Raw genomic sequence first — 22,543 nt, forward strand, 5'->3', positions numbered from 1 at the left:
CTTTCTCCTTTTGTTTTTTAAGAGCCGTGTCAAATTGACTTACGGATGCAACGCTCTATTATTTTCGAACACGCACAAGATTTGTCTTATGCAGTATTCATATTTTATCATATTCCTATTTCAGAAAATGTCAAGTAAAATCAAAAAAAGATTTCTTAACGTTCGGATTTCAAGAAAAGACCTACAGATTTTTGTAAGTCTTTTTGCTTGGATTTGGTAGTGGTCGAACTTTTTGATTAGATACAATCTTTTTTTGTGAAACATAATTAGCTTCTACACTGAAAAAACAAGAGACTTAATAAATAGGCCTCTTGTTTTTTTAAACTATTATTCGCTGACTGCTCCTTTGCTATCAAGACTCCAAGTATCTTTCATGTTTGTAATGAAATCATCAAGAGTTTCTTCGTCGCCTTCAAAGGATAGTATATAGACTTTGTCATCTTTTTGGAAAACCAATGTATTAGCAAGTTGTCCTGATTTCAGAATGATGTTTATTTGAAAGGCTTCTATTCCTGAGACAGTACTTTTAGAGCCCCACATCTTCTCAATATTATCTTTTTGACTCCAATTATAGGCTACATGTTGAGCAATTGTTTCTGCATTGAAAGTCTCACCATCTGCTACTTCAGCTTCTGCCTTAGAAACAGCATTCATGGTAATGATATTATAAGCAGAACCGTCGGTATATTGGATAAGCCCCTCAACCTCTGCATCAAAAAATTTAATCCATTTACTTGGGATATCGATATAACCAAACTCTGGAGAACCAACACGTTTTGTTTCTTGATTGGTTTTGTTCTTGCTTCTTTTAGAAGAAGAATTTGAAGAATTCTTTTTCACTTGTGCACTGGAACTGGTTGAAGAACTAGATTGATCAGGCTTTTGTCCAGACTTGGCACACGATACAAGAGTAAGTGAAGTTAATACTAGAACTGCTCCAAGCAGATACGATTGTTTCATGTTTTTCTCCTTTTGGGATATATTACCTAGAGATATAAGGTTTTATTCCTCATCCATACTCAGGACACTGAGGAAGGCTTCTTGTGGGACTTCGACAGAGCCGATAGCTTTCATCCGTTTTTTACCGGCTTTTTGTTTTTCTAGGAGTTTGCGCTTCCGGGAAACGTCACCACCATAACACTTGGCCAAAACATTTTTACGCAAGGCCTTGATGTCTGTACGAGCCACGATTTTCTGTCCGATGGCTGCCTGAATGGGTACTTCAAACTGCTGACGAGGAATGATTTTCTTGAGCTTGTCTACAATCAGCTTACCACGCTCATAGGCAAATTCCTTGTGAACGATAAAGCTAAGAGCATCAACCTTGTCGCCATTAAGGAGAATATCCATCTTCACCAACTTGGACGAGCGATACTCAGAGATTTCATAGTCAAAGCTAGCATAGCCACGAGTAGAGGACTTGAGCTTGTCAAAGAAGTCAAAGACGATTTCAGCAAGTGGGATCTGATAGATGACATTGACCCGATTATCATCGATGTAATCCATGGTCACAAAGTCACCGCGCTTACGCTGAGCCAACTCCATCACCGCTCCGACAAATTCCTGGGGCACCATAATCTGCGCCTTGACATAAGGCTCCTCAATGGAATCAATCTTGGTCGGATCCGGAAACTCGCTCGGATTGGACACATCAATTGAAGCACCATCCGTCATATTGACCTTATAGATAACGGATGGTGCCGTCATAATCAGATCAATATTAAACTCCCGCTCTAAACGCTCCTGAATGACATCCATGTGCAGCAAGCCTAAGAAACCACAGCGGAATCCAAATCCTAATGCTTGAGATGTTTCTGGCTCAAACTGCAGACTGGCATCGTTTAACTGGAGCTTTTCAAGCGCCTCACGCAGGTCATTGTATTTATTGGACTCGATAGGATAGAGACCAGCAAAAACCATCGGGTTCATCTGCTTGTAGCCGTGCAGAGGTTCTGCGGCTGGATTATCCGCCAAGGTCACTGTATCTCCGACCCGAGTATCCTGCACCGTCTTGATAGAGGCTGCGATATAGCCAACATCCCCTGTCGCTAGGAAATCGCGGCCAATGGCCTTGGGAGTAAAAATGCCAACCTCTGTTACATCAAAGGTCTTGCCATTGCTCATGAGCTGAATGGTATCTCCCGGCTTGACCACGCCGTCCATCACCCGCACCTGCAGGATTACCCCACGATAGGCATCGTAGACTGAGTCAAAAATCAAGGCCTTGAGCGGTGCTTCTACATTTCCAGTCGGAGCTGGAACTTTTTCCACAATCTGCTCTAAAATTTCCTCAATTCCGATGCCAGCCTTGGCAGAAGCCAATACGGCTTCGCTAGCATCCAGTCCAATCACATCTTCAATCTCTGCCCGCACCCGCTCTGGATCCGCAGCTGGCAGGTCAATCTTATTGATAACAGGCAGGATTTCCAAGTCATTGTCCAGCGCTAGATAGACATTCGCCAAGGTCTGAGCTTCAATTCCCTGAGCCGCATCCACGACCAGAATCGCCCCTTCACAGGCCGCTAGCGACCGCGATACCTCATAGGTAAAGTCCACGTGTCCCGGCGTGTCAATCAAGTGGAAGATATAGGTCTCCCCGTCCTTGGCAGTATAATTGAGCTCGATGGCATTGAGCTTAATGGTGATACCGCGCTCCCGCTCCAAGTCCATGCTGTCCAAGAGTTGGGCCTGCATTTCCCGGCTGGAAACTGTCTCCGTCGCCTCCAAAATCCGGTCGGCCAAGGTTGATTTCCCGTGGTCAATGTGGGCAATGATGGAGAAATTGCGAATCTTCTCCTGACGTTTTTTCAAATCTTCTAAATTCATTTTTCTCATCCTTTTAGGGTATTCTATTTATTATAACACAAGACCAGTGATTTTTCCTATAGACTCGGACTTTCTCTGTAAATTATGCTATACTTATCACAGAATAATTTTGGAGACACTTTATGATTAAAATTCTTGCACTTGATATGGACGGCACCTTGCTCAATAGCAAAAAAGAAATTCCCCAGGCTCACATCGAAGCTCTGCACCGAGCTATTGAAAAAGGAGTCAAATTAGTTCTCTGCACAGGCCGTCCCTTGATTGGCGTCAAGCCTTATTATGACAAGCTGGGCCTTGCACAAGAAAACGAATATGTCATCGTAGACAATGGCTGCGCCACACACCAGACCAGCGACTGGAGTTTGGTGGACTGGCAAGAGCTTAGCGGTCAGGATATTCGCTATCTCTACAGCCTGTCTGAAAATAGCTCTGTCCAGCTGACTCTCTTTGATGAGGAGCATTATTTCGTCGTCGGAGAAAAAGCCAGTTCCTATGTTGTGAATGACGCTAGCTTAGTCTTCACCACTCCAACCGAGATTAGCCTAGAAGAGGCTTGCAGTGGTCAACACAGAATGTTCCAAGCTATGTTTTTAGGTAGCCAAGAGCAGGTAGATGCTTTTGAAGCCGACTTTGGCCAAGAAATCTGCCAGCGTTTCAGTGGCGTTCGCTCTCAGCCAGTCATTTACGAGGCCATGCCATCTGGTGTGACTAAAGCCTTTGCCCTAAAGCGATTGGCTAAACAATTGGACGTCAATCCTCAGGAAATCATGGCAATCGGTGATGCCAACAACGACATCGAGATGCTGGAATACGCTGGCCTCGGTGTAGCCATGGGCAATGCTTCAGACTATGTCAAAAGCCTAGCCGATGCCGTCACAGACAGCTGTGAAGAAAATGGGGTTGCTACAGCTATTGAAAAGTTTATTTTGAACTCATAAAAGTCAAAAAGGAAGAGCACTGTCTCTTCCTTTTTCGTTCTATAACCTTAATACTATGCCGTCTTGGCACTTGGGAATCAGAAGATTTCTATTCCTTTCTCTTTCAGATTTTCCAAGCATTCTTGCAGATAGGCTGCGTCATGCTCCGGATAAATGGGATGTTCTAGCTCCTCAGCTGGCAACTGCTGGTAAGGTGGACAAGTCTTGCCACGGTATTCCTTGTCCAGCCAAAGGCTGTCTGGCTGATAGCCCCGCTTTTGCATCTCCTCCATAATCAAGAGATGATAAGCATAGAGACAATAAGGGCTGTGCTCAAAAACATAGTTGACCGTTGCATGCGGCTTGCCCCAACCTCGTCCTCGTAAGGCTGCGCATTCTCGGTGCTGGCCTAAAAGCTGCTGGCGCGGAAGTCTTTCAATCAAATCTTGGTGCCAAAGTCTCACATTTTCTCCTTCTAAAATGATCTTATAAAGTCATCAACGAATATGAACAATCAACTCTTGGGCAGTTTTCCAGCTTTCTCCAGCATTTTCTTGACAAAATACGGCATCTTAACATTCTCGCGCCCCTTTTTCTCAATCAGCTTCTTGACGAAATCTGGCATTTTCAGCTCTGCATCCTCTGCAAGAATCTGACTGCTCTCCTCCGACGGCTGTAATTCATCGAAGGTTTCTTCTTCTGGAAAACATTCTTTGAAGGGTTCATGCTCATGGCGGCGGATAGTTTGAATCAGGGCCTCAATTAAACGGTCGTCTGAATTGGGCATAGGCGGTCTGTGATAAGCAACACCCAGATCATCGCAAAGTTCCTTGCACTCCACGTCATTATCAAAAAGGACCTCTATATGCTCACTGATAAAGCTAATCGGCACAAAAATATAATGCTGCGGATGTGTTTCTTGCTGGCGCATGTAGTCCAGCACGTCAGGTTTGATCCAAGGGAGCCCGATGTCACTCTCACTCTGCCAAACATTGAGATAATCCTCCTCTGTCAAACCCAACCTGTCAGCAATCAAGCGGGCATTGTCATAGATCTGATCAATGTAAGGATCTCCGAAATCCAAGGCCAGAATAGGCACACTGTGGGCTGAGAAGAAAATCTTGAAGGTCTCTTCTCTCACCTCTTCTGTAAGAATCTTTCTCAGCTCCTCTGCCCAATAATCAAGAATAGCTTCTTCTTGATACCATTCCTTAATGATATTAAAGCGGATGGAATCACTCTGGATAAACTTCTCATAGCCCATGACAGAATAGTAAGAAAAATGCGGCTCTAGAATCAAACAGATACATTCCTCAATACCATCCTCTTCCATCTGCTCAATCACGTCTGGGATAAAAGGACGTGAGAATTTATTGGCAAAATAAACCGCATACTCGCCAGCCAAACGCTGACGGACCTTTTCCACCTCTTCTAGACTGATACGCTGCAGAGGCGTTCCACCGATGAGGACATAGTTATCATAGAGGGTCTGAATCTCATGGTCTTGCGGCCTGACACCGCGGCGAATGTTGGTAAAAAATTCAGCCACTCCCTCAAAGCTAATCTCCTCTGGCGAGCCAAAAGTCATCATTAGAATTGCTTTCTTCATCATCTTTCCTCTTCAGTCACTCCGAGAAAGCCAAGTTGACTTTCCAACGACTTTCTTGTAATCACTTTCATTTTAACATCTTAAAAAAGACTTGAATAGACCAAAAAACCTATTCCTTGAAAAGAATAGGGAAATTTAATAATTCAGACACTTTAATATTGGAAGTATGCTTTAATAGTTTGTTGAATTCTCCAGTTATAAATCAACCTTAAGCAACCGCCCCAGCTCTTGATAGAGAATTTCTGTAGGCTGATATTCTTTGCTTTGCTGGGCAAGAGTTTTCAACTGAGACCAGTCCGGGCGATTCGTCAATTCCTTAAAAAGGCGCTGCACTTCTGCATCGGTCTTTCTGCGAGCAACTAGCCCCACCTGAGCTAGCTCAGCACGAACGGCATTGTCAAACTGGTCATAATCCTGAGGCAAAATAAGACTGGGAATCTCGTGCTCAATACAGGCCATCATGATACCCGTCCCTGCGTGATGAATGGCAAAATCTATCTTATCCAGAATATCTGTATAAGGCAGATAGTCAAAGAGCAACAGGTTTTCCGCAAGTCTCTTCGGAGGATTCTCCAAGCCACTAGCTTCTCCCAAGGTGATGTAAAAGAGGTAATCTGGGTAGAGCTGACTCAGCTTTTTCGCTCGCTCCACCATGCGCTCCTTCTCCCATTTCAAATGCGTACCGCAAGTCACTAAAACCCGCTTCTTATCGGTCTCAAAATAAGACTCCTGGGCTGCAGGCAGGCGATCAAAGGACAGGCATCTGTAGCCAACCCAGCGAAGCTGCTTAGGAAAATCATCTCTAAACTCCAGCTCTTTCATGCCCAAAGCTAAGATAGAATAAGGCGAATAAATGGCTTCTGTACCGTCTTCCCGATAGAGTTTAAAATCTTGATAGTCTCCCAAACTCTTCCGAACTAAAGCAAAGGCCATTTTCTTTCCACAGCGAATAACTTGCCTGCCCAATGCATCTCTGAACTTGTATAAGGCACCCTGATGAGGTTTCCAGCCCCCCAAATAGGTCGGCGTTGTCGTCCGGCACTCAATCGCAACCGGACTCGGAATTGTGGTTATCCAGGGGATGTCAAAGCGATCAGAAATCAGACCTGCTGGTGAAGCAACAAAATCCGCTATGACCAAATCCGGTTTACCACCTTCTTGCCAAATTCGATTTAATTCGTCTATAACCTCTGGAATAAGCCTAGAATTGGCCCGAAACTGCTGATAGGTAATTAGAGGATTGCTTTGTTGCGGGGTATTGGCGATGTCCTCCATCACCGTCGGTCTCTCTGGAAAGAGAGCCAGACAGTCAAAACCGATTTCCTCTACTAACTCTTTCTTTTGGCAGCCAGTGATAACCCGAATCTGAAAACGCGGATCCGTCAGCAGAGGCTTGACTAAGGTCAAAGTAGGCAGCAGATGCCCACTAAACGGCACACTAATCACATCAATCTTTATCACTTTTTCTAATCCAGTCATAAACTAATCCTTTCACATCTTCCCTGTATTCATAATCAAAATGGTTGCTATCCACTATCACATCAGCTAGATGACCATCTAGACATCTGCTGTAAATATCCTTCCTGCCCTTGATGACCAGCAAGTCAATATCCTTGCGATTTAGGAGTCTCCGTGAAACAGGCCCTAGCGCAATCACTCTCAGTCTGAAGGGAATATTTTCCTCACCCAAGCCCTCCAGCCACTGGGTCAGCATATTGAGCCCCGAGCTTTTGCAGATAATGACAGCCTCCTCAACATCCAGCAAAGGAGAGAAGTGCTGCTGCAAAGCCTTTTGAAAGCGAGAATTGTAGAGAGTATGCCAATAGTAACGGATATTGGAAACGGAAGCTGTCAGCAATGAAACTTGGGTTTGTCGCTCATGCTCAAATCTCTGGTTAAATGGGAAATTACTAGGCACTACTGAGAAATCCGATGGACAAATCTGTTCAAGAAACTTAAGTTGTCCTGCAGTCAGACTAGCGCTCTCCAAATGACTGCTGCCACTGAGAAAAAGCAAGACCTTACTAGATTTCAACATGGTTTGGTCTGGCGACAGAGCATCCAACTTAGCCAAGTACTGCTTCATCTTACTCATAGCGGATTTTCCCATCCGTCACTCGAATCTTCCTTCCCCGCCAGTTAATCACTCGCGGACTGAGCAAGACATAGAGGAAAAGCCAAGGCAAGACTAGGTCGTTCAGCTCCTCGTAAAACACCTCATCAGGATGCGGTTGAGTAGTTAGGATAAGGCGACGATAAGCCAGCATCCAAACCGCCTTGACCAAGAACAAAAGCAAAGCCAGCAGTACAAAAGGCCAGCTAAGAAAGAAAGCAATGAGCAAGGCAGGAAGGGGCAGGAAACTAGGCAGAGCAATTAAAATAATAACCTTCCAGTCCAAGTGCTCTTTCAGATATATAGAGCTAAAAAGCAGCCAACGCTTCATCTGCAGCAAATATTGCTTGGCATCCTTGATAGTAGTCCGAACATTACAGGTCACCCGCGTCTGGATAATCTCAACTCCCTTGCTGCGCAGAAAATCCGCTACAGCCAAATCATCACATAGATAGTCTTTAATAGCACTGAAGAGCTTCTGCTCCCTAGCCAGTTCAAGTGGCAGGATGTAGAACATTCCATTAATCGAGTGGTTGGCTTTGACTTCTGCCATGGTAAAATAGGTAATAAAAGAATTGCTATTGACAAAAGCTGCTACTAGCTTGGACCAGAAATTACTTCGCTCCTGATTATAGGGAATGCCGGTCAAAATAACATTCTCGCCCAGATAATCTGTCAATTCTCCCATTTTTGAAAAATCAATGACGCTGTCGTCGTCGAGAACAATCATATATGGTCGAGTCAGCTCATCTATAATCTGCTCAATCTTATAGCTCTTAGGATTAATCCCTTGAGGAACATCCTCCATGAGAAAAACGCGAATGCGCTGGGCATAAGAGGGATTTTGACAAATCTTGTCAGCCACTCTCTGAGCCTCTGGATCAGACTGATCAATCAGCCAATAAAACTCTACTTTGTCTGTCTGCTGGAGATTGGCTAGCAAGTCATTTTCCAAACGAGGATCGCCAGATAGGATGGGCTGAACCACCGTATAAAGCTCCTCTTGAAAGTCTGATGAAGAGCTCTGCCCTTTTTTCAAATAAGCCAAAGACAAGATCCAACGCAAGATAAAGAGAAGCAGGTAAGCAGCAGTCAACAGAAAAAAAATAAGTTTCATGATTAAAGCCCCTTTCGTAGATAAGCGCCAATCAAACGGATAATCCATCTTTGCGGAAGTAGCTTCATGAGCCAAACCAGTAGTTGATATCTCTTGCCCACTATAGCATAGGAACGGCCTTGCTGAAAGAGTCTGATGATGCGTCGTGCTGCTATCTCCGGGCTCATTTGCAACTTACTTCCACCCAAAGCATCCTGCAGCTCTGGAGGAAAGATAGAGGTCTGAATCGGTCCCAGTATGTAAAGGCAAACTGTCACTTCAGAGCCTTTGAGGCCCAGCTCTTCTTGCAAGGCTAAACAGTAGGTCTGCAAAGCGATCTTGCTAGCGCTGTAAGCCGCCAGATAAGGATGGGGACAAAGCGCTGCCAGAGAGGAAAGTTGGACACATCTTATCTTACGATTGCGCTCTGCGACTTGCTTCATCAGTCGAACCGCTGCTTGGTAATTAACCTGCCAGAGAGCATTTTCATCTGCTTCCGAAAGAGATAGCGCTGGGCCAAAACTAGCCAGACCGCAGCAATTAATCAGTAGATCCGCCTCTAGCTGCTGAGCAAAATCGTCCACAGCAGCCGCATCCAGCAAATCCAAAAACCTACAGGACAACTGAGCCCTTGCTCCTGACAAGTCCTCTTGCAACTGAGTGAGCTTAGCTTCATCTCTGCCAACCAAGACCAGCTGGTCTGTCCTTGTAGCCAGTTCCCTAGTCAACTGACGACCTATACCTCCCGAAGCCCCCAAAATCACAGCTTTGCTGATTGTTTTTTCCATTTGCATAGATATAGTTTACCAGATTTTGACAAGATATAAAACTAATTGCTAGATTTTGCCTTTGCCCTCAAGAAACGAAAAACATTTCTCACTCTCTCCTGAATATGCTAAAATAGACTTAAATGAAATGAAAAAGGAGCACTCATGAAATATCCTAATCTTTTAGATCGTTTCCTGACCTATGTCAAGGTCAACACGCGCTCAGACGAGACATCTACTACTACACCCAGCACCCAGAGTCAGGTGGACTTTGCCAAAAATATTCTCATCCCTGAAATGAAGCGGGTCGGCTTGGAAAATGTCTACTACCTGCCCAACGGATTTGCAATTGGGACTCTACCAGCCAACGACCCTAGCTTTATCCGCAAGATTGGCTTTATTTCCCACATGGATACGGCCGACTTCAACGCAGAAAACATCCAGCCGCAGGTCATTGAGAATTATGATGGCGGTGTGATTCCGCTGGGGCAATCTGGCTTTAACTTAGATCCTGCGGACTTCGCCAGTCTCCATAAATACAAGGGCCAAACCCTGATTACAACTGACGGAACAACTCTTTTGGGAGCAGACGACAAGTCAGGTATTGCTGAAATCATGACTGCTATCGAATACCTGTCTGCACATCCAGAAATCAAGCATGGAGAAATTCGAGTGGGCTTTGGACCAGATGAGGAAATCGGTATCGGAGCTGATAAGTTTGACGCTGAAGACTTCGATGTGGACTTTGCCTACACAGTAGACGGCGGCCCTCTAGGAGAACTCCAGTACGAAACCTTTAGCGCTGCTGGAGCAGAACTGACCTTCCAAGGCCGCAATGTCCATCCGGGAACTGCTAAAGACCAGATGGTTAACGCTCTCCAGCTGGCTATTGACTTTCACAACCAGCTGCCAGAAACCGACCGACCAGAGAAGACTGAGGGCTACCAAGGATTTTACCACCTGATGAACCTGACCGGTACTGTCGAAGAAGCTCAAGCTAGCTACATTGTCCGCGACTTTGAGACAGAGGCTTTTGAAAATCGCAAAGCTTCTATGCAGGCTATTGCTGACAAGATGAACCAAGAGTTGGGCAGCGAGCGAGTTATCCTGACCCTCAAAGACCAGTATTACAACATGAAGCAGGTCATTGAAAAGGACATGACGCCTATCCATATCGCCAAAGCAGTCATGGAAAGTCTGGACATCCAACCTGTCATCGAGCCTATCCGTGGCGGAACTGACGGCTCTAAAATTTCCTTTATGGGCATTCCGACACCTAACCTCTTTGCCGGTGGCGAAAACATGCACGGCCGCTTCGAATATGTCAGCCTAGAAACCATGGAACGCGCTGTCGATACCATCATCGGTATTGTTTCCTATCAAGAGTAAAAAAATAAACCACAGAAGTTCAAGAGGAATTTCTGTGGTTTTTTGTGATTTGTAGAGAATAATATATTCGGATAATTTAAACACTTTACTCCTAAACATTGACTTTCTTCAAATGTATAATTGAATAATCTCATTTTAATATTCCTCTCCAAGCAATGGTCAAATCATTCCAATAACAAGTATATCTTGCCAATCCTTATTATTTTCTCTGTTTATTTTAACACAATATCAATCAAATAAGTATAGGGTTGTGAAAATCAAAAACGAATGATGCTCTTAGATTTGGCTTGGTCTTCATCATTCGTTTTATTCTTGTTTTACATCAAAATGTAAGCTTAGCTAATCTGAACAGTTTTCAGCTGGCCGTCAGCTCCTGTAAAGCTGATGCTTCTGGTTGCTGGATTATAGCTGAAAGTATCTGGGCTGACACCGTAGAGCTGAGAAAGCTCCTGCAATTTCTGGTTGAATGCTTCCTCTGTCATGCCAAAACTCGCTGCTAAGCTTGATTGACCAGTTGGGTTTGCTGCTGTCGAAGCTTCTGCTTGCTTATCAGATTGGTTTTGAGTTGTTTCACCAGTAGCAGATTCGGAAGGTAGATTGCTAGTTTGCACAGTTTCTGGAGCACTGCTGCTGGCTGGCTGACCAGAAGCAGGTTGTTCAGCTAGTGCTTTGAGGAAGCCTTTTTGCACCGCATAGGCATCTGCTGCTTGACGCTCAGCTTCTGACAAGTCCTTCTTGTAAATATAGTGCTCGTGGTCCAGATGGGCTACCCGATAGCCTTGCTCATCCGCTCCGACCATATCCTGCAGATTAAAGTGATAGCCGTCATCGTCCCTATGCTGAGAATCAGAGTCGGTTGCCCCCTCAGGATGGATGAGTGACTGCTGGAAGGCCAGGATTTCCTTGAGTAGCTCTTTCTTGTCTGTAGCTCTCTGTCCAAGCTTATCAAAAAGCTGGTCCAGCTGCTGGTATTGCTGCTCACTTCCTTGATTCTTTTCCAAATACTGATGGATAGACATGAGCAGATTATAAAGCTGTTGATAAACTTCCTGATTTTCCGTATTAGACGGCTCTTCCTTTTGCCCAGCAATGGTCCGGCTCATCTGATCTAAAAGCTTCTGACTTGCTGCCAGTAAAGCTTGCTTGTCTGAGCTGCTGCTCTTTAATTCCTTGCCTAGTTCTAAGATTCTAGCTGCATAGTCTGCTCGGCTGTTTTGGTCCTTTACTTCTCCAAGCAGTTCCTGCGCTTTTCCAAGGAAGACAAGGGCTTGAGCACTCTTCTCACTCTCATCCGAGGTGCCAAAATCATCATAAATCCCCTTCAAAAAGTCATAAATCATGGCTTTGTAGGTTGGCTGATTTGGCTCTCCCTGATCTAGCTCTGTCTTTTCAGAGGACGGAGAAGGCTGACCGCCAGCAAGGGCTGCTGCAATCTCTTTCTTAGTCTGATAGAGGGCAGGGAAAAGCTGCTGGAGATTGGTCGCTTCTATAAAGGCTTGAGACTTATAGAGAGTCAAGGTCAGCCCAGCTGCTTTTCTGCGCAGCTCAGGGCTCAAGCGCCCATCCTCTAATGCTTGGTAGAAATAACGGATATAATCAACCGCTGTGACGCCTGTCCGATCATGATAATCTTCTAAAGCAGATAGTAATTGTCCTAGCTCTGCCATTTCAGCTTGATTCTGGCCAGCATAAGCATTTTGCAGACGCTGCAGCAAGTCAGCTTTCTTCAGCCCATAGCTATCCGTATCAAGTCGGTTCATTCTCTCCAAAAGTCCTTGATAACTCTTGTCTAGCTCGGTCTCTTGGATTGGCTTGACCGTCTGATCCACATGGATAAACTGCTTATCAAAGTTATCCAGACTGTTCAAATAACCAGCTGTTGAGTTGCTTGGCAGCTTCTTCATGGTTTCTACAAACTGCCCCAAAACAAGCTCAATCCGCCGCTGCATAAGAGGATCATCGGCATAGAGACGCTGACTGTCCGATTTTAGACTTTCTACTTTTTGCAAAACAGCAGCCTCATCATAATCGCCCTGCTCATATTTAGATTGAATCTGAGGCAGACGATTTTTCAAGGCTTCTGCTGCGCCCTTGGACTGGATCTTGATATAGTGATTGTGGTCGCCATGAGGAATGACAAACTGCCCATCTTCCACCTGCAGACTGTAAGGCGAAAGACCTGAGCGCAGAGCTGTTGTGTAGAGCTCATTCATGAAGTCCAGCTCTGCATTGCCCGTTACCAGAGGAATGCGAACATGCTCCTTGCGAACAGCATAGGGGTGGATATGAGTCGGATCGTAGGCTTGATCAGGGTTATTAAAGACAAAGAAGCCATTTGAGATGCGAACCGCCTCCTTGGGAACGCCATAAGTTTGGGAGATATAAGCAATCTTCTCCTCATCGCTGGCATCGCGTGAATAGCGTTCAGCGTCATTGACTGCTGCAGACGGTTTTACTGGTTGCTGCTTGGCCAAGACTTGCTCCGCTGCTTGAATCTGTTCAGCAGTCAAGTCTTTCTTGTAAAAGTAATGAGCATGATCTCCATGCGATACCATGTAGCCTTGGTCGTCCTTGCCAATGACAGCCTCCGCATGGAAACCATGGTCGTGATCAGGCTGTGACGGTAGCTGAGGCTTCAAAGCTTGCAGTGGATCTCCCAGAGGCTGGTAAGTATAACCAATAGGAATCAAGCGGGCAATCTTAGCTTCCAAGTCTGACAGCTTGTCATAAGGAATGAAATGATGGTGATTTCCGTGGGGAATAACGACTCCATTTTCTGTCCGACGGCTGATTTTCAGCGGATCAAACACCACGCCGTCCCCTTCATGATAGCGCTGAGATTGAGGCAGGGCATAGAGTTGCTGCAGCAAACTTGGCAAGGATGGTTGAGACGGTTGAAACGGCTGGAGCGGATTGGACGGACTCGGCTGCGTAACCGCTAAGCTAGGACTTGGCTGCTCAATCTTTGAATGATTTGGCAGCTGTGGAGATGGATTTGAGACGGCTCCACCCTGATTGATAGCACTATTCTGATTCCAAATATTGGAAGAAGCAATCGTCCTGCCGTAGTTAGGCGGATTCACCCTTCCGCCAGCCCGCCTGCTATTCCAGTAGCTCTGAGCCGCAGCCAATTCTGCCGGCGACAAGTCGCTCTTAGGAATATAGTGAAAATGCCCGCCATGCGGCACGATAAATGCATCACCAGTATCCTCGATGATATCAGACGGACTAAACGTATAACCATCATCCGTCCTATATCCCCCTTGGCCTTGGTAAGAAACTCCTGCAAGGTCTGCTGCCGTCTTTCCCGCAGCTAGGGACTTGCTGGGCTGGCTGAAATCGCGAGTCCTGCTTGATTTTGTAGTGGAAGATTTGCCACTATCGCCTTCTTCCTTGGTCTTATGCAGCTTCTTCTGCCGCGCAATTTCATCCACCGAGCGGACATTGCTGGTATGCTTGGCATCCTTGAGGTAGAGATAATACTTCCCTTCCACCTTAATGATATAACCATCCTTGACCTCATTGACAATATCTGCTTGCTGCAGCGTGTAGTTGGGATCTCGGATAATCAGCTCTTCGCTGATAATGGCATCAAAAGGAACCTTCCCGTCAAAGTAATGATAATGGTCTCCATGGGAAGTGACATAGCCCTGATCTGTGATTTTCACGACAATTTGCTCTGCTTCGATACCTTCCTCATCATTGATTTGGTCAGATGTCAAATTTTTATTTTTATCTGTCTTTTCACCCGAAGTCTTGTCCTCAATATAGGCTACTTTGTTATCTTTGGTCTGAGGTCGAGGCTGAGCTTGCCATTGGATAAGCCCATAAGTTCCGACGCCGAGAGCTAATACAGCTGCTGAAGCTAGGAAATATTTCTTTTTCATGGTTTTCCTTTATCCTTTCAAATCTTTAGCTAAAACAGCTAGATTCTTTTCTAAATTTTCTAAATAAGATAGTTGGTTAGCTGGGTCTGCTTCCAGAGGATTCAGCTCCTTGATTTTTACACCGGTCGCCTTGACCAAGGTTTGAGCCACTTTGGAAGAAGCATTGCTTTCCACAAAAATGGTCTTCACCTCGTGCTCCTTGACAAAGTCTTCTATCTCTGTCAGCTGGCGCGGACTAGGCTCCTGCTCCGGTGAAATACCAGCAATACCCAGCTGGGTCAGCCCGAATCGCTTGGCCAGATAAGAAAAGGCAGTGTGCTGGGTGACAAAGGTCTTGTTGGTCACTTTATCAAAAATCTTCTGATAGCGTTCTGTCAGCTCCTTGGCCTCTTCTTGAAATTTTCGGGCATTGGCCTGATAAGTATCCCGATGGTCACTATCCAACTCCGACAGCCTGTCGGCGATAATCTGAGCTTCCTCCGCAGCCTTCTGAGGATCCAACCAGGTATGGGGGTCATAGAGCGTCTTCTCATCCACTCCCTCTCCCGCTTGGACATCTTCTAAGCCAGCGACTCGATCCAGCTCCATTCCCTGAGAAGCCTCAAGGACTTGAATCTTGGAATTCTTGAGACTGGGATTCAGCTCTCCAGCCCAGGACTCCAAAGTCCGTGAGTGATAGACAAAGACATCTGCATCATAGATGGCTGCCACATCATTGGCTGAAGGCTCAAAATCATGAATACCGCTGCTAGACTGAATCATGCGCACATCATTCAGATCCCCCGATATAGCCTTAACCATGGAGTAAATAGGATAAAAGCTGGTTACAATCCTCAATCCTTGCGACGGACTGGATGGATTGGATTCCTTTTGAGACTGACAAGCCCAGAGACACGAGGCCAGGGCCAGCAGGCTAAGGCATGCTGAGATTTTTAAAGTTCGTTTCATAATATCTCCTTAACTCATTGTTAACCGGTTTATTAACTGGTTAATATCATACACTTTGTCAACTTCTTTGTCAAGTTTTTTAAGAAAATAAAGAAAAAAGGAAGTAGGATTCTTTCCCACTTCCTTTGTTTGCTTTTAATTCATTATATTTGAAAGGTTATTTATTATGACTATTCAAGTACAGAATAAGCTTTGACAGATGCATTTTTCAAGCTTAACTGTATGAGATTACTTTTCAGACTTTCAGACTGTCAAATGACAATCTGAAAATGAAAACTCCATCTTTAAATCGCCTCTGTAGTGAAACTGCGGCTTTCCAGGACTTTCAGCATGGCATCAGCTGTGTCCAAGGCTGTGAAGAGTGGCACTCCATGCTCAATAGCTGAGCTACGGATAATTTGACCATGCTTGTCAGCTGTCCGCTTGGTTCCGACCGTGTTGATAATAGCCTGAACCTTGCCCTTGCGGATATAGGCTGGGATGTCCTTGTCATCATCACTGCCGATTTTTTCCACCAGACGGACGTGTAGGCCGTGATTTTCAAAATAGGAGGCTGTTCCCTTGGTTGCCCAAATACCATAGCCAATATTGGCAAAACGCTGAGCCAGCTGCAGGGCTTCTTCCTTGCTGTCGTCTGCAATAGTAAAGACGACATTTCCAAAGTTTGGTAAATGGAGATAGGAAGCCTCAAAAGCCTTGTAGAGTGCTTTTTCTAAGGTGCGGTCACTACCCATGACTTCGCCGGTAGACTTCATCTCTGGTCCCAAAAGACTGTCAACCTTGGCCAGCTTGGTAAAGGAGAAGACTGGCGCCTTGATATGAACCATGAAACTTTCTGGATGAAGACCATCTTCATAGCCCAGCTCTGCCAAGCTTTCCCCAAGAATTAAACGAGTCGCTACTTGCGCCATCGGAATATCAGTCACCTTGGACAAGAAAGGAACAGTCCGGCTGGCACGCGGATTGACCTCAATGACATAGACTTGCTCATCTTTGATGACGAATTGAATATTCATCATGCCGATACAGTTCAGTCCCAGAGCCATGCGCTTAGTATAGTCTGCAATGGTATCCTTGACTTTCTGAGATAGGGTTTGTGGAGGATAGGCTGCCATGGAATCCCCTGAGTGAACCCCTGCCCGCTCGATATGCTCCATAATCCCAGGAATCAAGACCTGACGGCCATCAGAAATGGCATCCACTTCGCACTCATCACCAACAATGTAAGAATCAACCAAAACCGGATGGTCTGGACTAGCCTTAACCGCTGTCCGCATATAAGAGCGTAGATCCGCTTCGTTTTCTACGATTTCCATAGCACGGCCACCCAAGACATAGGAAGGTCGCACCAGAACGGGGAAGCCAATCTTACGAGCAGCCTCTACTGCTTCCTCTTCATTAGTGGCCGTCTGACCCGGCGGCTGCGGAATATCCAGCTCCTTCAGAGCTTGCTCAAAGAGATCCCGGTCCTCAGCTCGATCCAGGTCCGCCACTTGGGTACCTAAAATCTTAACACCAGCCTTGGACAGAGGCTCTGCCAGATTAATGGCTGTCTGCCCGCCAAATTGAACGATAACACCTTTAGGCTGTTCCAGCTCAATGACATTCATGACATCTTCAAAAGTCAGCGGCTCAAAGTAGAGCTTGTCAGAGACAGAAAAGTCAGTCGATACAGTCTCTGGATTGCTGTTCATGATAATCGCTTCATAACCAGCTGACTGAATAGCCTTTACAGAATGAACGGTCGCATAGTCAAACTCGACTCCCTGCCCGATTCGGATAGGACCAGAGCCCAGTACCAGAACTGATTCCTTGCTGGATTTGACAGATTCATTTTCAAAACCATAGGTGGAATAGAAATAAGGCGTCGCAGACTCGAACTCAGCAGCACAGGTATCGACCATCTTGTAAACCGGAACAATCTTCTGCTCCTGCCGGATGCGACGAACCTGCTCGGCTGTCATGTCCCACAAGGCTGCAATCTTAGTATCCGCAAAGCCATTTTGCTTGGCTTTCTTAAGCACATAGTTATCTCCGATATGACTGGCCAGTTCCTGCTCAATTTCGTAAATATGGAGCAGCTTATCCAGGAAAAAGACATCAATCTTGGTCAGCTCAGCAATTTCATCTGGACTGTAACCACGGCGAATAGCCTCTGAGATGTAGAAAATCCGGTCGTCTTGCGCCTTGACAATCTTCCTCATCAGCTCATCATCGCTTACTTGACTGAGAGCAGGCAACTCGTTGTGGTCCACACCAACTTCCAAAGAGCGGCAGGCCTTGAGTAAACTCTCCTCAATATTGCGGCCGATAGCCATGACTTCGCCTGTCGCCTTCATCTGGGTTCCCAGACGGCGCTCACCCTGCTCGAACTTATCAAATGGAAAGCGTGGAATCTTAGCGACCACATAGTCCAGAGCCGGCTCAAACATAGCATAGGTAGAGCCTGTTACCGGATTGATGATCTCATCCAATGTAAGCCCGACCGCGATTTTAGCCGCCAGCTTGGCAATCGGATAGCCAGTCGCCTTAGAGGCCAAGGCTGATGAGCGAGAAACCCGCGGATTGACCTCGATGACATAGTATTTGAAACTATGCGGGTCCAGAGCCAGCTGTACATTACAGCCGCCCTCAATCTTCAGCGCTCGAATAATCTTTAGGCTGGCGTCCCGCAGCATCTGGTATTCATAGTCTGAAATGGTCTGACTAGGTGCAAAGACGATTGAATCCCCTGTATGGATACCGACTGGGTCAAAGTTTTCCATATTACATACGACCAGCGCATTGTCTGCGCCATCCCGCATGACTTCATATTCAATTTCCTTAAAGCCTGCTATAGAGCGCTCAATCAGACACTGAGTCACTGGAGAGAGTTTGAGGCCGTTTTCTGCGATTTCCTGAAGCTCTTCTTCATTGCTACAGATACCGCCGCCAGTTCCTCCCAGTGTAAATGCCGGACGGACAATGACTGGATAGCCGATACCAGCCGCAAATTCCAGCGCTTCATCCACTGTATTGACAATCTCTGACTCAGGGATGGGCTGGCCTAGCTCTTCCATCAGCTGCTTGAAGAGGTCTCGGTCTTCCGCTTGGTCAATGGCTGATAACTTAGTTCCCAAGAGTTCCACTCCCAGCTCTTCTAAAAGCCCTGACTTGGATAATTCCATGGCCATATTGAGTCCGGTCTGGCCGCCCAGAGTAGGCAGAAGAGCATCCGGCCGCTCCTTACGCAATATCCTCGCAACAAACTCCAGCGTGATAGGCTCGATATAAACTCGGTCTGCAATTTCCTTGTCCGTCATGATGGTTGCTGGGTTAGAATTAACCAAGACAACACTGTAGCCCTCTTCTTTCAAGGACAGGCAAGCTTGAGTCCCTGCATAGTCAAATTCCGCTGCCTGACCGATGACGATAGGACCAGAACCGATGACCATAATTTTCTGAATATCTTTACGTTTTGGCATAGTGTACCTCTCAATCTTGCTTCCTAGTAAGCCTGATGGGCATCCATCATTTCCATAAACTCATCAAAGAGATAGTCTGCATCATGCGGTCCCGGCGCAGCATCCGGGTGGAACTGCACAGAAAAAGCTGGATAGTCCCGATGGCGCACACCTTCGACAGACTTATCATTGATTTCTTCATGAGTCACTATCAGGCATTCCGGCAAATCCTCACGGCTGACAGCATAGCCGTGATTTTGACTGGTAAAGTCAACTCGGCCTGTCGCAATCTCACGTACCGCATGGTTGAAACCACGGTGGCCGAACTTCATCTTATGCGTCTTAGCACCGTTAGCCATGGAGAAGAGCTGGTGTCCCATACAGATTCCGAAAATTGGAATCTTGCCCTGAACACCACGAATCATGTCCAGAGCCTCTGGCACATCTTCCGGATTGCCCGGTCCATTGGATAGCATAACTCCGTCAGGATTGAGCTGGAGAATTTCCTCAGCGCTGGTATCATAAGGTACCACCGTCACACTGCAGTTGCGCTTAGCTAACTCCCGCAGGATAGAGTGTTTAAGGCCAAAGTCCACCAATACCACGCTGCGACCCGTTCCCGGAGCTGGATAGGCCTGCTTGGTAGAAACCTGCTTGATGTTATCAGTCGGCAGAACTGTCGCCTGCAGCTGGTCTTGCAGATGCTCAATGCTATCCTCTGCATTGGCAATGGTCGCCCGCATAGTTCCATGCTGGCGGATAATCTTGGTTAGTGCCCTTGTATCAATTCCCGAAATTCCTGGTATTTTCTTGACTTTGAGGAACTCATCCAAAGACAATTGCTGTCGCCAGTTACTGGCACGACGAGCATACTCATAGACCACCACTCCCTTACAGGTCGGTAAAATGGACTCATAGTCGTCCCGATTGACACCATAATTTCCCACCAAAGGATAGGTAAAGGTTAAAATCTGGCCGTTATAAGACTGGTCCGTAATCGATTCCTGATAGCCAGTCATGCCTGTGTTAAAGACGATTTCACCTGTTACGAAAAGATCCGCTCCAAAAGCTTCCCCTTCGAAAATCATGCCATTTTCTAATATTAAAAGTCTCTTTGCCATTGTTCCCTCCTGTCCAAGATGCAGACTGCCTATCAACCTTCCACATCAAAATATAATAATAGGGAGTGGGATTGCTTCACATAGCTTCACCCACTCCCGGCCTACTGTCCGAGATTATTGACGGCCTTTCAGAACCGCTTCGATAATAGCCATTCTGACAAAGACGCCGTTGGTCATTTGTTCAACGATACGTGATTTTGGTGCTTCGACCAAATGATCCGCAATTTCTACATCACGGTTAACTGGAGCTGGATGCATCAGAATCGCTGTATCTTTCATGCGGTCATACCGCTCTTGAGTCAGCCCATGCAGTCTGTGGTAATTTTCTTTAGAAAAGATGGACTCGTAGTCATGGCGCTCATGCTGCACGCGCAGGAACATCATGACATCTACTTGATCAATCACCTCATCAATAGTGACAAACTTACCATAGTCCGCAAACTCTTGGCTCCGCCATTCTTCCGGACCTGCAAAGTAGAGCTCTGCCCCCAAGCGCTTGAGAATCTGCATATTTGACTTAGCCACGCGCGAATGGTCCAAGTCACCAGCAATCGCAACCTTGAGTCCTTCAAAGCGACCAAACTCTTGATAAATAGTCATCAAATCCAGCAAGCTTTGGCTAGGATGCTGACCAGAACCGTCTCCTCCGTTTACGATAGAAGTCGTAATGGTTGGGCTTTCGACAAGCTCTTTGTAATAGTCCACTTCAGGGTGGCGAATGACACAAACATCGACGCCAAGGGCAGACATGGTCAGGATAGTGTCATACAAGGTTTCTCCTTTGTTGACCGAGCTGGTCTTGACATCAAAGTCCAGAAGATCGCAGCCTAACTTCAACTCCGCTACCTCAAAGGCCTTGTGGGTCCGAGTTGAAGGCTCAAAGAAGAGGTTAGACACGATATGCTGTTCATCATAATGTACTTTAGCGCCATTTTTAAATTCGATTCCGCGTTTAATCAAGGCCATAACTTCTTCATTTGACAGAGTTTCCATAGAAACAAGATTCTTAAGAGCGATTTGATTGGATGACATGATGTAATTCTCCTTTATGAAAGAATAAGGGCTTCCAGAGTGCTGCAAGTAAAGTCGCTCTGAGAGCAAGCTATTTTGAACGAAAGTTAATGATTTAGCGCCTAGCTCAATCCTTGGGCTCAGGCAGGACAAGATAGAGGACAATTCCCAGAATAGTTGACAAGGCAACTCCTGAGATTTGCAGACCCGACAGCTGCAAGGTCAGACCACCGATACCAGATACCAAGATGACACTGGCAATCAAGAGATTCTTTTTGTTGTCAAAGTTGGTCTGTGCTTCGATCAGAATCTTGAGACCGCTCGAAGCAATTACCCCAAAGAGGGCGATGGAAATACCACCCAGCACAGGACTCGGGATGGATTGGAGCAGGGCTGAGACCTTTCCAACAAAGCTCATGACAATAGCCAGTACTGCTGCACCTGCAATGACATAGACGCTGTAGATTTTATTGAGCGCCATGACTCCGATATTCTCTCCGTAGCTAGTCACTGGTGGTGCTCCGAAAAGCCCCGCAATAATCTGAGCCAGACCATCACCAGTCAAGGTCTTGTCCAGTCCTGGATCCTTGAAGAAGTCCTTACCTGTCAAGCTATTCAGCACCATGACATGCCCGAAGTGTTCTGTCATTGTTACAAAGGCGATAGGCGCCATGGTTAAAATCGCACTAGGATAAAATTTCACATCGTAGTCCAAGAAAGGCAGACTCATGGGCGGAAGGTGGAACCAAGAAGCTTGCCCAACCTTGGCAAAAGACACAATTTCCTGACCAGTCATAGCACCTAGAATCAAGCTAAAGATGTAGCCGACTATCAAACCTAGCAAGACTGGGATAATCCCCACAATCTTCTTACCATAGATATTAAAGAGGATGACTGCCAAGAGAGTGACCATTCCGATAATGAAGTAGGTCAAATCATAAACCTTTTCGCCATTAGCTGCAGTCTTGTTCATCACATCGCTAACAGCTGTTCCAGCCAAGCTCAGACCGATGACCATGATGATGGGGCCAACTACTACTGGCGGCAGCACCTTGTCAATCCAAGCATTGCCAGCAAACCTGACAATCAGTGCTACAATGAAATAAACCAAACCACCGGTGATGGCTCCCTGTGCAACCGCTCCGATACCATCAGTCTTCATCAGCATCTGCATGGCTGCGATATAAGCAAAGCTGGATCCCATGTAGGCCGGAATCTTGTACTTGGTAACAGTCAGATGGGCCAATGTTCCCAGACCGCTGGAAAAGAGGGCAACCGCTGGGTCAATTCCCACCAGAATCGGTACCAAGACTGTCGCCCCAAACATGGCGAACAAGTGCTGAAAGGATAGTCCTAAAAGCAGACCTGGCTTTGGCATATCATGCACATCATACTTAACATCTTGACTCATTTAGT

Annotated in this window: 16 protein-coding genes; 2 read left to right on the forward strand and 14 right to left on the reverse strand. The window is 46.1% G+C overall.

Going from position 1 to position 22,543, the window contains the following annotated elements; genetic code table 11:
- Positions 1–327 precede the first annotated feature (327 nt).
- Positions 328–960 (reverse strand): hypothetical protein, encoded by a 633-nt coding sequence (locus K1J09_RS00995; protein WP_009659505.1) that lies wholly within the window; start codon positions 958–960, stop codon positions 328–330.
- 42 nt (positions 961–1,002) lie between these two features.
- Positions 1,003–2,826, reverse strand: a complete 1,824-nt coding sequence (gene lepA, locus K1J09_RS01000; protein WP_009659515.1) for a translation elongation factor 4 — start codon at positions 2,824–2,826, stop codon at positions 1,003–1,005.
- Between the two features lie 122 nt (positions 2,827–2,948).
- Here lepA and K1J09_RS01005 point away from each other — a divergent pair, with 122 nt between their 5' ends.
- Positions 2,949–3,764, forward strand: coding sequence for a Cof-type HAD-IIB family hydrolase (locus K1J09_RS01005; RefSeq protein ID WP_223321537.1), 816 nt, complete (start codon positions 2,949–2,951; stop codon positions 3,762–3,764).
- Between the two features lie 77 nt (positions 3,765–3,841).
- Here the strand turns inward: K1J09_RS01005 and K1J09_RS01010 are convergent, their stop codons facing one another.
- The 6 genes from K1J09_RS01010 to K1J09_RS01040 form a co-directional block, all read right to left on the reverse strand.
- Positions 3,842–4,207, reverse strand: coding sequence for a TIGR02328 family protein (locus K1J09_RS01010; RefSeq protein ID WP_023916333.1), 366 nt, complete (start codon positions 4,205–4,207; stop codon positions 3,842–3,844).
- 50 nt (positions 4,208–4,257) lie between these two features.
- On the reverse strand, positions 4,258–5,352 hold the full coding sequence (gene hemH / locus K1J09_RS01015; protein WP_023916334.1) for a ferrochelatase: 1,095 nt from the start codon (positions 5,350–5,352) through the stop codon (positions 4,258–4,260).
- A gap of 195 nt (positions 5,353–5,547) precedes the next feature.
- The gene (locus K1J09_RS01025; RefSeq protein WP_223322583.1) at positions 5,548–6,831 is read right to left on the reverse strand and encodes a glycosyltransferase; all 1,284 of its coding nucleotides are present in this window, start codon (positions 6,829–6,831) and stop codon (positions 5,548–5,550) included.
- The gene (locus K1J09_RS01030) at positions 6,800–7,447 is read right to left on the reverse strand and encodes a hypothetical protein (protein WP_223322582.1); all 648 of its coding nucleotides are present in this window, start codon (positions 7,445–7,447) and stop codon (positions 6,800–6,802) included. The genes K1J09_RS01025 and K1J09_RS01030 overlap by 32 nt, the downstream gene beginning before the upstream one ends.
- Positions 7,440–8,582, reverse strand: a complete 1,143-nt coding sequence (locus K1J09_RS01035) for a glycosyltransferase family 2 protein (RefSeq protein ID WP_223322580.1) — start codon at positions 8,580–8,582, stop codon at positions 7,440–7,442. The genes K1J09_RS01030 and K1J09_RS01035 overlap by 8 nt, the downstream gene beginning before the upstream one ends.
- Before the next feature lie 2 nt (positions 8,583–8,584).
- Positions 8,585–9,355, reverse strand: a complete 771-nt coding sequence (locus K1J09_RS01040) for an SDR family NAD(P)-dependent oxidoreductase (protein ID WP_223322579.1) — start codon at positions 9,353–9,355, stop codon at positions 8,585–8,587.
- Between the two features lie 138 nt (positions 9,356–9,493).
- Between K1J09_RS01040 and pepT the strand changes: the two genes are divergently transcribed.
- Positions 9,494–10,717, forward strand: a complete 1,224-nt coding sequence (gene pepT, locus K1J09_RS01045) for a peptidase T (RefSeq protein WP_223322577.1) — start codon at positions 9,494–9,496, stop codon at positions 10,715–10,717.
- Between the two features lie 335 nt (positions 10,718–11,052).
- On the opposite strand, the gene K1J09_RS01050 is transcribed toward pepT, so the two are convergent.
- The 6 genes from K1J09_RS01050 to K1J09_RS01075 form a co-directional block, all read right to left on the reverse strand.
- Complete coding sequence (locus tag K1J09_RS01050; RefSeq protein ID WP_223322575.1) at positions 11,053–14,604, reverse strand: pneumococcal-type histidine triad protein; 3,552 nt, start codon at positions 14,602–14,604, stop codon at positions 11,053–11,055.
- A 9-nt stretch (positions 14,605–14,613) separates the two neighbouring features.
- Positions 14,614–15,552 (reverse strand): metal ABC transporter solute-binding protein, Zn/Mn family, encoded by a 939-nt coding sequence (locus K1J09_RS01055; protein WP_223322573.1) that lies wholly within the window; start codon positions 15,550–15,552, stop codon positions 14,614–14,616.
- A gap of 284 nt (positions 15,553–15,836) precedes the next feature.
- Positions 15,837–19,016: a carbamoyl-phosphate synthase large subunit gene (carB, locus tag K1J09_RS01060; RefSeq protein ID WP_223322571.1), complete on the reverse strand. Its 3,180-nt coding sequence runs from the start codon at positions 19,014–19,016 to the stop codon at positions 15,837–15,839.
- A 23-nt stretch (positions 19,017–19,039) separates the two neighbouring features.
- Positions 19,040–20,116 (reverse strand): carbamoyl phosphate synthase small subunit, encoded by a 1,077-nt coding sequence (locus K1J09_RS01065; RefSeq protein WP_223322569.1) that lies wholly within the window; start codon positions 20,114–20,116, stop codon positions 19,040–19,042.
- A 114-nt stretch (positions 20,117–20,230) separates the two neighbouring features.
- Complete coding sequence (locus K1J09_RS01070; RefSeq protein ID WP_002917113.1) at positions 20,231–21,148, reverse strand: aspartate carbamoyltransferase catalytic subunit; 918 nt, start codon at positions 21,146–21,148, stop codon at positions 20,231–20,233.
- Positions 21,149–21,254: 106 nt separating this feature from the next.
- Positions 21,255–22,538, reverse strand: coding sequence for a uracil-xanthine permease family protein (locus K1J09_RS01075; RefSeq protein WP_223322568.1), 1,284 nt, complete (start codon positions 22,536–22,538; stop codon positions 21,255–21,257).
- Positions 22,539–22,543 lie beyond the last annotated feature (5 nt).

It is taken from the genome of Streptococcus sanguinis (assembly GCF_019928825.1).
Lineage (GTDB): Bacteria > Bacillota > Bacilli > Lactobacillales > Streptococcaceae > Streptococcus > Streptococcus sanguinis_L.